Consider the following 12,936-nt stretch of genomic DNA (forward strand, 5'->3'; position numbering starts at 1 on the left):
ATAATTTTTAAAATGGTGAAATTTATGGAAGAAAAAGAAATCAAAGTTATTGACATTAAAATCTTCCCACACAGATACTTAAAACCTGAAACCTCTGAAAAAGTCCTAAATGCCATCTATGATTTGGGCAATGATATCGTTAGAGTTATTGTCCACGGCCCATCTCTGCCAAAGTATGCCTATTATGGTCCTGCAAGGGGAATGCCAGTAAACCATCCAGATAGGAAAGTTATCAAGATTAAAGGGGAAGAAGTTGAATTAACTGTTAAGGTTGGAGAAATTATTGTAACTGTTCCTTTTGAAAAAGCGATGGAAGTTGAGAACAAATTACACAAAATTTGCAAAGAACATTTCCCTTATGGATACGATATATATGTTGGAGCATTTACAAAGGTAAAACCAACAGTTACTGATTATTTAAAATATGGAGAAGGATTTGAAGGTAAAATTGACCCACGATTGATTGGAATGGCCGACCCCAATGTAAAACTTTCAAGTGGAGTTAAAATGATTAAGGGTGATTAAATGAGTTATAAGGCTCAATTTTATCCAGGAGAGACGATAATAGCAGAGAATAGAAGAAAACACATGAATCCAAATTGTGAGTTAAAGAAGTTGAGGGAGATTGCGGATGATGATTTGGTTAGGGTTTTAGGTCATAGAAACCCGGGGGAAAGTTACAAAACTGTCCACCCACCTTTAGATGAAATGGACTTTGAGGAAGATGTTATAAAAGAAATTGTAGAACCAATTCCAGGGGCAAAAGAAGGTATTAGAGTCAGATATATCCAATTTGCTGATTCAATGTATAATGCTCCTGCCCAGCCTTACGATAGAGCAAGAACATACATGTGGAGGTTCAGAGGGGTTGATACTGGAACATTATCAGGAAGACAGGTTATTGAGATTAGGGAACTTGACTTAGAGCAGATTTCAAAATGGCTGATTGAAACGGAGATTTTTGACCCTGCAACTTGTGGTATGAGAGGAGCGACTGTCCACGGACACTCATTAAGATTGGATGAAAATGGTTTGATGTTTGATGGATTGCAAAGATACATCTACGATGAAAAGACAGGACACGTATTGTATATAAAAGAACAAGTTGGAAGGCCATTGGATGAGCCAGTAGATGTTGGAGAACCTCTTCCACAAGAATATTTGGCAAAAATAACCACAATTTACAGAAAGGACAATATTGGAATGAGGGAAGATAAGGAGGCATTGGAGGTTGTTGAGACAATTCACGTTGCAAGAACTGAGGGTGGATTTGGGTTGAATGTATTTAAGAAGGACTTAAAAAAGAGATTAGGTGAATAATGATGGAGGCAGAAAAAAAATTATTCTTAAAGGCATTAAAAGAAAAGTTTGAGGAGGATCCAAAGGAGAAGTATACAAAATTCTACTGCTTTGGAGGATGGAAACAGTCAGCAAGAAAGAGGGAATTTTATGAATGGGGATTGAAGATAGCAGAAAAAAGAGGTATTCCTGGATTCAACCCAGATATTGGGGTTCCATTGGGACAGAGAAAATTGATGACCTACAAAATATCTGGAACAGATGCCTATGTAGAGGGAGATGATTTACACTTCTGCAACAACGCCGCAATTCAGCAACTTGTTGATGACATTAAAAGGACCGTTATCGTTGGTATGGATACAGCACACACAGTTTTAGAGAAGAGGTTAGGGGTTGAGGTTACACCAGAAACAATAAACGAATACATGGAGACCATCAACCACGCTTTGCCTGGAGGGGCAGTTGTCCAAGAGCACATGGTTGAGGTTCACCCAGGTTTAGTTTGGGACTGTTATGCAAAGATATTCACTGGAAATGATGAGTTAGCAGATGAGATTGATAAAAGATTCTTAATTGACATAAACAAAGAGTTTCCAGAAGAACAGGCAGAGATGTTAAAGAGATACATTGGAAATAGGACATACCAAGTAAGTAGGGTTCCAACACTCGTTGTTAGATGCTGTGATGGGGCAACAGTTTCAAGATGGTCTGCAATGCAGATTGGGATGAGTTTCATTACAGCATACAAACTCTGTGCTGGGGAGGCAGCAATTGCTGACTTCTCCTACGCTGCAAAGCACGCAGATGTTATTGGAATGGGTGCTTTATTACCTGCAAGAAGGGCAAGGGGTCCAAATGAACCTGGTGGAGTTCCATTTGGTATATTTGCAGATATCATCCAAACTTCAAGGGTGAGTGAAGACCCAGCAGAGATAACCTTAGAGGTTATTGGAGCAGCAGCAACATTCTACGACCAAGTTTGGTTAGGAAGTTATATGTCAGGAGGGGTAGGATTTACCCAATATGCAAGTGCAACATATACAGACGATATCTTAGATGATTTTGTATACTATGGTATGGATTATGTTGAGAAGAAGTATGGTTTATGTGGAACAAAACCAACAATGGATGTTGTAAGGAATATTGCAACAGAAGTAACTTTGTATGGTTTGGAGCAGTATGATGAATACCCTGCATTATTAGAAGATCACTTCGGAGGTTCCCAAAGAGCAGGGGTTGTTGCTGCTGCAGCAGGATGTTCAGTTGCATTTGCAACAGGAAACTCAAACGCTGGGATTAATGGATGGTATTTGAGCCAAATTCTCCACAAAGAATACCACAGTAGATTAGGATTCTATGGATATGATTTGCAAGACCAGTGTGGGGCAGCGAACTCATTGTCCATTAGAAGTGACGAAGGTTTATTGCATGAGGCAAGAGGACCTAACTATCCAAACTATGCAATGAACGTCGGTCACCAACCAGAATATGCAGGAATTGCTCAGGCACCACACGCAGCGAGAGGAGATGCCTTCTGCTTCAACCCAATAATTAAGATAGCGTTTGCAGATAAGCACCTTGTCTTTGACTTTAAATGGCCAAGAAAATGCATAGCAAAAGGAGCATTGAGGGAATTTGAGCCAGCGGGAGAGAGGGATTTAATTATCCCTGCCCATTAATTAATTCTTTTTTTATTTTTAATTGCATATTACTGTTTGATGTTCATTTAAAGGCTAAATTATTGGTTTATGTTTTGAGTTTTTATTTTAAAGTGAATTACCAATACTTCAAATTTTTAATTTTATTAAGTTACACCATGATTAATTTTTAAAATTAAATAGAGTTCTATTTTTAATTTGCAAATAGAAAAGTTTATATATTTGTTGAAATATCCAATTTAAAGGTGGACTAATTTACACTAAAATAGAACTCTATTTAGGAGAGGTATTATGAGAAATAACATAGTACATGTGGGTGCTGATGAACTGACCTATGAAATTAGAGAAATCGTAAACACAGCAAAGAAAATAGAGGAGTTTGGAATAGGGATCACTTGGGAAAATATTGGAGATCCGGTAGCAAAAGGGGAAAAAATCCCATTATGGATTAAGGAAATTGTTGCAGAACTCGCAATGGATGACAGTTCCTATGCATACTGTCCAACAAAAGGACTCTTAGAAACAAGGGAATTTTTGGCGGAATTAACAAACAAAAGGAATGGTGCCCAAATAACCGCAGAGGACATCATATTTTTTAATGGTTTAGGGGATGCGATAGCAAAAATTTATGGGTTGTTAAGGAAAGAAGCAAGAGTTATCGGCCCTTCCCCTGCATATTCAACGCATTCTTCAGCAGAGGGGGCACACGCTGGATGTCCACCAATAACCTACTACTTAGACCCAGAAAACAACTGGTATCCTGATTTAGATGATTTAAGGAATAAGGTAAAATACAATCCATCCATAGCAGGGATTTTAGTCATTAATCCAGATAACCCAACAGGGGCTGTTTATCCAAAGAAGGTTTTGGATGAAATTGTTGATATTGCAAATGAGTATGAATTATTTGTTATATCTGATGAGATTTACTGCAACCTTGTATATAATGGTAAAAAAACCGCCTTATTATCCGAGGTTATTGATGATGTTTGTGGGATATCATTAAAAGGAATATCAAAAGAAATCCCATGGCCTGGGGCAAGATGTGGTTGGATGGAAGTTTATAATGCTGATAGGGACCCAATATTTAAAAAATATGTTGGAAGTATTTGTAAGGCAAAGATGGTTGAGGTTTGCTCTACCACATTACCACAAAAGGCAATACCAAGAATCCTATCACACAAAGAATATAAGAAATACCTAAAGGAGAGGAATGCATTCTATGAAAAGGCATCAAACATTGCATACAACAAATTAAAGAGTATTGATGGAATTATTGCCAATAGAACAAATGGGGCATTCTACATGAGTGTTGTGTTTAAGAATGAGTATTTAAATGAAAACCAGAAGTTACATATTGAAAATGAAAAATTGAGGGTATTTGTAGAGGATCTTGTTAAGGATGTTCCTTACGATAAGAGGTTTGTTTACTACCTATTGGCATCAACTGGAATCTGTGTTGTTCCTTTAACATCCTTCTGCTCAGATTTGAAAGGATTTAGAATTACACTCTTAGAGAAGGATGAAGATAAATTCAATTGGATATATGGAACAATTTCAGAGAAAATTGATGAGTATTTGAATATTTAAATCTACTAAATTTAAAATACCTTTTTTAATATTAATGCAATCCTTAACAAATTTTTTAAAAATAGAAATTTCGCTATTCTCATACTTCATCAAATTATGGGAAAAACATTAAATATTTGGAATATTAGATAAATAATATTAACTTATTTCTGTTAAATTGGGTGATAGACATGGAAGACATGTGGGCTAAAATTGGAGAAACTGCTGGAAAAGTATATCATCTCTTAGAAGATGGGGAGAAAAGCCTGAGTAACTTAACCAAGATCCTTAGGAGGGAGGGATGCAACACAAACTTAGTTATTATGGCTATTGGATGGTTAGCCAGGGAAGACAAGATCGTTGTGATAAAAGACAGTGGAAAATGGACTATACGTTTAAAATGAAGTTTATAAATTTTTGATGTGATATTATGTCAGGCATTATTGGGAATGGGAATCTATTGGCGAAGGTTAATGATTTGGGGTCTATAGAATATGCATTTTTTCCACATTTGGGGTATGAAACACATGTTCTTGATACCTCATTTGCCCTATACTATAACAACCAAATAAAATGGCACTGGGATTATAGTTGGGATGTTAGTCAAAGTTATCTAAAAGATACCAACATACTAAAAACAACCTATGAAAATGACGACTTCTTAATATACTCCAAGGATTGCGTGTCCATATCCCACAACCTTATTGTTAAACATCTTTCTATAATAAATAAAACCAATTCAGAAAAGGATGTAAAATTATTTTTTTATGAAAATCTGAGGATAGGTGAGGCACCAAGTAAAAACACTGTAAAATTTGTCAAAGAAAAAAACTGCCTAATCAAATACGACAAAAATTATGTTTTTTGTATAGGGAGTGACAGGGAAATAACATCCTACCAATGCGGAATTAAATACTCTGAGAGTAGTGCTTTGAGGGATATCGAAAATGGTATGTTGAAAGAACAGAACTCTGCCACAGGATTAATTACAGATAGTGCTCTTTCCTGGGAATTTAAAATTAAACCTGACCAAAAATATACACTCTCAGTGCTTATACTCCCTGAAAAGTATGATGGCGACTATAACAAAATCTTAAACCTAATGGACACCTTACACATGGCAAAAAACAATCTCAAAGACCTATACAACCTCACAAGAAACTTTTGGAAAAGTAGAATAGACCGTATGATAAATAAGTGGGGAATTTTAAAGGTGGAGGAATACAAGAAATATATAGAAATATGCAAAAGATCCCTATTAACCTTACTACTTCTTTGTGATTACAAAGGAGGTATAATTGCTTCTCCTTCATTATATCCTGATTATAGGTATGTCTGGTGTAGGGATGCAGGATATATGGCAGTTGCCTTGGATTTGTGTGGGCAACATGAAATGAGTGAAAAGTACTTTGAGTGGTGCAAGACAACACAAAACAGTGACGGTTCCTGGGTTCAAAATTACTATGTGGAAGGATATCCAAGATTCACAGCGATCCAAATAGACCAGGTGGGTACAACCATTTGGGCACTTCTTGTGCATTATAGAATAACTGGGGACGGACATTTTTTAAGAAGAAATTGGGAAATGGTAAAAAGAGCAGGGGATTATTTGAGTAAAGTTGCTAACAAATTAATACCATGCTATGACTTATGGGAGGAAAAGTTTGGGGTTTTTGCATATACACTTGGAGCAATATATGGGGGTCTGAAATCAGGTTATTTGATTGGAAAAGAACTTGACAAAGAAGAAGAAATACAACATTGGAAAAAGAGTATGGATTTTCTTAAAGATGTGGTAAATAACCTCTACTTAAAAGATGAAGGGAGATTTGCAAAATCAATAAAACCATTGGATGAATCCATAGATACGAGCATCTTGGGGTTAAGTTTTCCATATGGACTTGTGCCAGTTGATGACCCAAGAATGATATCGACTGCAAATCAGATTGAAAAAGCCTTTAACTACAAAATTGGTGGCATTGGTAGGTATCCTGAGGATATATACTTTGGAGGAAATCCTTGGATAATAACCACATTGTGGCTTTATATGTATTATAAAAAGTTAGTTGATGTGTTATCAAAAAAGGGGAAATTCCAAAAATCTACAATAGATAACTACAACAAAAAATGCAACAACTTACTTAAATGGGTTTTAAAGCATCAATTCAATGGTATGTTTCCAGAACAAGTCCATAAAGATTTAGGGATTCCAGTATCTGCAATTCCTCTTGGCTGGTCACATGCTATGGTTATAATGGCTATTCATAGTGATTATGACATCTTAATACCATAACAAAAAAAGTGATACCATGTTAGTTTCTTTTAACTTTGAAGTGCACCAACCCCGCAGGTTAAAAAAAGATATGAAAAAAGATAGTGAAGATTTGTGGGAGAGATATGTTGATGATGAATTAAACAGGGAGATCTTCAATAGAGTCGCCAACAAATGCTACATACCAGCAAATAGAATAATATTGGATTTGATAGACAACTATGACATCAAGATATCATATAGCATAACAGGGGTGTTTTTAGAGCAATCTATGGCATTTAATGATGAAGTTTTAGACCTTTTCAAAGATTTGGTGAAAACAGGAAACGTAGAACTAATCGGAGAGACCTATTACCACTCCCTCTCAAGTCTTTTTGAAAATCATGAGGAATTTATAGAAGAAATAAAATTACATAAAAAAACCATTAAAGAACTTTTTGGATATAAGGTGAGAGTATTTAGGAACACAGAACTAATCTATCACAACAAAATAGCAGAGACTATCAAAGAATTGGGTTTTGATGGCATATTCACAGAGGGTACTGAGAGGGTTCTTGAGTGGAGGTCGCCAAATTATGTTTATGATGCACTTTGTGGATTAAAAGTTCTTTTAAGGAATTATAGACTAAGTGATGATATTGGGTTTAGATTCTCTTGCCAAGATTGGGAGGAGTATCCATTAACGGCAGATAAATATGCATCATGGCTTTCAAGAACTCCAGGGGATTGCATAAATATTTATATGGATTACGAAACCTTTGGGGAGCATCAATGGAGAGAAACAGGTATATTTGAGTTCCTAAAACATCTTCCCCAAGAAATTGAGAAATATGAGCATTTGCAGTTTGCAACACCATCAGAAATACTAAAAAAATGCAAACCAAAGGGAAAAATTGATGTTTTTGAATTTTCAACGATTTCTTGGGCAGACACTGAAAGAGACGTAAGTGCATGGCTTGGGAATAGAATGCAGAAAATTTCATTTGAAAAGTTAAAGGAGATTGGAAAATACATAAAAGAACATAAAGAATCCATAAAAAATTTTGAAGAGATATATAAAATATACAAAATTCTACAAACAAGTGACAACTTCTACTACATGTGTACAAAAGGTTTCAGTGATATGGATGTGCATTCCTACTTTAGTCATTTTGAAACTCCATTTGATGCCTATGCATCCTATCTAAACATTTTATATGATTTTGAAAGTTACATCGTTACAAATCAAAAATTGAATGGTTATACTTATCTTCCTTGAATATGGAGGGGACATCATGAATGTTTTAATAGACGCATCCAACAAAAAATATGAGATCATTGAAAAGGAGTTCCTACCATTAAATTGGGGGATATATTGGCATAAAAAGTTTGAAACATGGAAATATGATGTATATGATGAAAAAAACGTATTTTGCTTTGGTAGGGGAGTTTTACCAGTTGTTGGGGGACATAGATTGATATTTTCATTTAGATCTCCACTCTGGGATGGATTCTATTTTTCCGCTATGGGAGGGGCAGGATACGTTTTTAAGGATACGGGGTTAAATAACGTTGCTATGATAGGAAAATGTGAAAATCCAAGTTTGTTAGTATTGAATGGGGAAGAAGATTCCTTAAAAATAGACTTTTTAGAAGTTAAGGAGAATTTCAATAGCGTATATGAATTAAGTGAATATATATTGGATTTATTCAAAGAAAAGAATTTTAGGGCATTTGTTGTAGGTCCTGCAGCTATTAAAACAAATATGGGGGCAATTTTCTCCCAAACTGTAAGAAATGGGAAATTTATAGAGGGTTCAGAGGATTGGGCAGCGAGGGGAGGTGGAGGTTCTGTTCTCTATAGGGCACATAACATATTGGGCGTTGTATTCTATGGAAAACCAAAAAAGGAGAAGAATTTAAAGCACATTGTTGAGGAGCATTACAAAAAACCATATTCAAAGGTTATACTTGAAAATACAAAAAAATACAGATATCATGAAGAAACAAAAACAGGGGGAACACTTGGAAACAACTACTATATAATAAGGGACTTAACCCCAATATTCAATTGGAGAACACCATACATAAGTAGGGAAGATAGGGTTATGTTTCTTAGAAAGATCTTAGAATTCATTGTAAATAGATTCAACAGAGAATCAATAGAACCAAGGAAATGGACTAATTGTGGAGAACCATGCCCAGTTTTATGCAAAAAGTATAGGAGGGGTTTAAAGGCAGATTATGAACCTTATGAGTCCAATGGACCTTTGATTGGAGTATTTGATATCTATGCCGCGGATAAGGTTGTTCATACAGTAGATTCCTTAGGATTTGATGCCATAGAGTTTGGAAACCTTTGTGCATGGGTTTTTGAACTTTTAGATGTTGGTTTGTTAAAACCAGAGGAGGTTGGTATAGAAAAGGTGATTTTTGATGTAGATAGATTTAAAGATGATGAGGAAATATTAAAAAACTCAAACCACAATGCAGAGCAGGCTGTAAAATTGGCCAATATCGTAGCATATAATAAAAATGAGATTGGAAAAATCCTATCCCTTGGAAAAAGAAAGGCATCCAAAATATTCAATGAGAAATTTAAGGATAGAATAAAGGACAAAAAATTCAACGACTATGCTGTTTATGTTCCATTTGGGGAAAATGGAGAGATATCTCCAACCATGTATTGGGCAATTGGAAACTTTATGCCATATCTTATACAGGGTAAGTATCTAACCTACTATGAATCAGGAGTATTCTTAGAACCAGAAGAACTTGCTGAGCGTAGTGTAGAGAGGATTATTGAAGAGATTACCTTAGAAAATCTTGGAATTTGTAGGTTTCAGAGGAAATGGATATCCCCGATTGTTGATAAACTTTTAAAGGAAGTTTGCAGTATCGATTTAAAATCTGCAATAGATGAATTAATTAAAGATATTTACGAGTATGATAAAAAATTGGGCTATCCTACACTTGAAAGTGAAAGGGTTAAAGATTTGATAATTTATGGATCTCGTGAGTTTGAGAATGAAAAATGGGCAAAGGAATTTGAAAAAGATAGAGAGAAAAAACTTAAAGAGTATATAAAAAGAGTGTTGGACAGATACAGTGAACTTCTTGGAATAGATTGGAAATAAATTTTTATTTGTATATTTTTTCAGCGTACTCCTTTACCATCCTCTCTGCGTCAAAGTATTCAACAATGTGGTTGACACAGTTTGCAACCTTTTCCCACCAAGCATCGGTATCATACATCTTAGATGCCTTTTCCAATTCCCTATACATACAATCCGCTTCATAGGCATCGTTAATATTTATTCCATCACCAATAGTAAAACTGTCATCTGGATACATCTCAACCCATTCTACATGCCAGCCATCCAATGTACTCATGTGTATTGAGCCGTTCATCGATGCCGTCATTCCAGATGTTCCTGAGGCTTCACAAGGTTTTCTTGGTGTATTTAACCAAATATCAGAGCCCATCTTTAGCAACTTACTCAACTTTAACTCATATCCAGTGAGTATGGCGGCATTTTTCATTTCCCTTGTTTTTGATACTATCCAGTTAAAGGTCATCTGTCCTTGTGAATCGTTTGGATGTGGTTTTCCAGCCCAAATTATTTGCATCTTGTTACTTTCTAACAACTTTCTTAATCTTTTTTCATCATACAACGGCAAATAAGGTCTCTTATACTCCACAAATCTCCTTGCCCACACAACGGTCATTATATTTGGATCAAAAATTTTTCCTGTCTGGTCTGCAACTTCCTCAAAAAGCATTTTTTTCAATTCCATTTTTCTCTCTCTCAATTTATCATAGTCGTAATTTTCCGCAGATTCTTTTATAATCTTGTCCTGCCAATAATACCTATCTTGAGCGTTTGTGATACTGATGATTTCACATTTGTCTTTTACCCAACTCCACATTTGTTCTACAGTTTTTTTATGTTGTTTAGAAACTGCATTTGCTCTTTTAGACATTCTTAATGCTGCAACGGTTAGATTAAATGGATTCCCCCCTAATTTTTCAGCAATTTTGATATCCACATTGCCGAAAAATCCCATGTTTTTGAGTAAATTTACATCCTGTGTTTCATTGCCTTCAGGCATTGGTGTGTGGGTTGTGAAAACCAAATGCTCCCTAACATAATCCAAACCATAATCTTCAAGCATTTTAAATGCAAGTGGTAACCCATGAGGCTCATTTAGGTGGAATAATTTGACATTTTCACATTCCTTAATAACCTTATACCCCCCAATTCCAAGGACTATTTCTTGGGCAATGTGTGTTAAGTTATTACTATCGTATAAATGATGGGATATTGTCCTTGAGAGGTAGTCATTTTCAGGAATGTCTGTTGTTAAAAAATATATTGGGCAAGTACCAAAAACATCTTCTTCAAGTTTGTAGACTTTAACCCAGACAGTGGCTCCATTTATAGTCACTGGGACTTTTAAGTCAATATCTGTCAAAAAATCATAATATTTTCTTACGTACTCTACTTTCATCCTTCCTTCCATATCTCTAACTTGGTCGTAATATCCATAACTCCAAAGTATGGAAACCCCAACCAAAGGCATATTTAATCTTTTAGCGGTTCTAAAATGAGAACCTGCTAAAAATCCCAGCCCCCCAGCGTATGTTTTTAATGGCTGATCTATGGCAAATTCCATGCAAAAATAAGCAGTCGATTTCATGCAGTTCAACCCCAAGTGATATTTTTATAATTTTTTATTTTTTATTTTTGCATAAATATATATATTTTGCAGTTTAAAATAATGATATACAATTTTTATAAAATTTAGATTTAAAATAATTTAAATGTGGGGTATTATGGGAAAAAATAAAATAAGTAAAAAAGATGTAATAGTGCCACTCGATGTTCCAGAATCTGCAAGAAAAAAGTACATAGAGAATTACTTAGAACTTACAAAAAATACTGGTAGGGTAATGTTGTTTGCTGGAGATCAGAAGATGGAACATCTAAACGATGACTTCTATGGGGAGGGAATAGCAAAAGATGACGCTGACCCTGAACATCTCTTTAGAATTGCCAGTAAAGCAAAAATTGGGGCATTTGCCACCCAATTAGGATTGATAGCGAGATATGGAATGGATTATAGGAAAGTACCGTATGTTGTTAAAATAAATTCAAAAACCAACCTGGTTAAAACATCCCAAAGAGACCCAATAAGTAGATCTTTGGTAGATGTAAAGGATGTTGTAGAGTTTCAGAACAATTCAGGCCTTAATATATTGGGAGTGGGATATACAATCTATCCTGGTAGTGAATATGAGGACATCATGTTTGCTGAGGCTTCGAGAATTGTATATGAGGCTCATAAGCATGGTTTGATAGCAATTATTTGGTCCTATCCAAGAGGTAAAGCAGTTAAGAATGAAAAAGACCCTCATTTGATAGCAGGGGCGGCGGGAGTTGCAGCATGCTTAGGGGCAGATTTTGTTAAGGTAAATTATCCAGAGTGTGAAAATGCAGGGGAGGCGTTTAAAGAGGCGGTATTAGCAGCAGGAAGAACAAAAGTGTTATGTGCTGGAGGACCAAGTGTGGATGTTAAGGCATTTTTGCAGAGGTTGTATGAGCAAATACACATTAGCGGTGCTGCAGGGAATGCAACAGGAAGGAATATTCATCAAAAACCTTTTGATGAAGCAGTAAGGATGTGCAATGCCATTTACGCAATTACAGTTGAAAACAAAACCGTTGAAGAGGCTTTAAAGATCTATAGGGGATAATCCTTAATTTTTCTTTTTTGCCAAATAATTAATTAATTCAAATTAATAAATAAATTCTACTAAAAAATAAATATGTTGTATTCTGAAATTATTTCACCATAATTTTTCATACGCTAATCACCTTCTTATCACACTCTACACCATAATAAACTTCATAAGGCGTCTTAAAATTAAGAGAACGATGTGGTTTTACTCGATTATACCAATCTACGAACTCTTCTAAACTATTGAACATATATAATCGATACTCCACCTTTCTATTTATCCTTTTAACTTTTCCTATTGTTTGGGATGTCTAAAGAGGTTCTTATATGCAAAATCCGATTTTCCAGTAGAAACTTCTGGAATTTAGATACCCCTCCTCTCGCAGGAACGAATTGAGTTCCATTATCGGTTAATAT

Annotated in this window: 10 protein-coding genes and 1 pseudogene; 9 read left to right on the top strand and 2 right to left on the bottom strand. The window is 35.3% G+C overall.

Annotated elements, in window-relative coordinates; all coding sequences use genetic code 11:
• Positions 1 to 24: 24 nt before the first annotated feature.
• From mcrD to METFODRAFT_RS05320, 8 genes are all read left to right on the top strand, one after another.
• A complete protein-coding gene (mcrD, locus tag METFODRAFT_RS05285) occupies positions 25 to 525 on the top strand; it encodes a methyl-coenzyme M reductase operon protein D (RefSeq protein ID WP_007044522.1) in 501 nt (166 codons plus the stop codon).
• Positions 526 to 1,320, top strand: a complete 795-nt coding sequence (gene mcrG / locus METFODRAFT_RS05290; protein WP_007044523.1) for a coenzyme-B sulfoethylthiotransferase subunit gamma — start codon at positions 526 to 528, stop codon at positions 1,318 to 1,320.
• Between the two features lie 2 nt (positions 1,321 to 1,322).
• A complete protein-coding gene (mcrA, locus tag METFODRAFT_RS05295; protein ID WP_048115624.1) occupies positions 1,323 to 2,978 on the top strand; it encodes a coenzyme-B sulfoethylthiotransferase subunit alpha in 1,656 nt (551 codons plus the stop codon).
• Positions 2,979 to 3,248: 270 nt separating this feature from the next.
• The gene (locus tag METFODRAFT_RS05300; RefSeq protein WP_007044525.1) at positions 3,249 to 4,547 is read left to right on the top strand and encodes a pyridoxal phosphate-dependent aminotransferase; all 1,299 of its coding nucleotides are present in this window, start codon (positions 3,249 to 3,251) and stop codon (positions 4,545 to 4,547) included.
• A gap of 170 nt (positions 4,548 to 4,717) precedes the next feature.
• Positions 4,718 to 4,930, top strand: coding sequence for a winged helix-turn-helix domain-containing protein (locus tag METFODRAFT_RS05305; protein ID WP_048115618.1), 213 nt, complete (start codon positions 4,718 to 4,720; stop codon positions 4,928 to 4,930).
• A gap of 26 nt (positions 4,931 to 4,956) precedes the next feature.
• Positions 4,957 to 6,819, top strand: a complete 1,863-nt coding sequence (locus METFODRAFT_RS05310) for a glycoside hydrolase family 15 protein (protein WP_007044527.1) — start codon at positions 4,957 to 4,959, stop codon at positions 6,817 to 6,819.
• Between the two features lie 16 nt (positions 6,820 to 6,835).
• Positions 6,836 to 8,056 carry a glycoside hydrolase family 57 protein gene (locus tag METFODRAFT_RS05315; protein ID WP_007044528.1) on the top strand — a complete coding sequence of 407 codons (1,221 nt, stop codon included), beginning with the start codon at positions 6,836 to 6,838 and terminating at the stop codon, positions 8,054 to 8,056.
• 16 nt (positions 8,057 to 8,072) lie between these two features.
• On the top strand, positions 8,073 to 9,914 hold the full coding sequence (locus METFODRAFT_RS05320) for an aldehyde ferredoxin oxidoreductase C-terminal domain-containing protein (RefSeq protein ID WP_007044529.1): 1,842 nt from the start codon (positions 8,073 to 8,075) through the stop codon (positions 9,912 to 9,914).
• A 4-nt stretch (positions 9,915 to 9,918) separates the two neighbouring features.
• Here METFODRAFT_RS05320 and glgP read toward each other — a convergent pair whose 3' ends face one another.
• Positions 9,919 to 11,478: an alpha-glucan family phosphorylase gene (glgP, locus tag METFODRAFT_RS05325; RefSeq protein ID WP_007044530.1), complete on the bottom strand. Its 1,560-nt coding sequence runs from the start codon at positions 11,476 to 11,478 to the stop codon at positions 9,919 to 9,921.
• A gap of 136 nt (positions 11,479 to 11,614) precedes the next feature.
• Here glgP and METFODRAFT_RS05330 point away from each other — a divergent pair, with 136 nt between their 5' ends.
• Positions 11,615 to 12,535, top strand: coding sequence for an aldolase (locus METFODRAFT_RS05330; RefSeq protein WP_007044531.1), 921 nt, complete (start codon positions 11,615 to 11,617; stop codon positions 12,533 to 12,535).
• 106 nt (positions 12,536 to 12,641) lie between these two features.
• Here METFODRAFT_RS05330 and METFODRAFT_RS11950 read toward each other — a convergent pair.
• A pseudogene (locus METFODRAFT_RS11950) lies at positions 12,642 to 12,936 on the bottom strand (IS481 family transposase); the annotation flags it as partial.

Source organism: Methanotorris formicicus Mc-S-70, assembly GCF_000243455.1.
GTDB classification, from domain to species: Archaea; AGJL01; Methanococci; order Methanococcales; family Methanococcaceae; genus Methanotorris; species Methanotorris formicicus.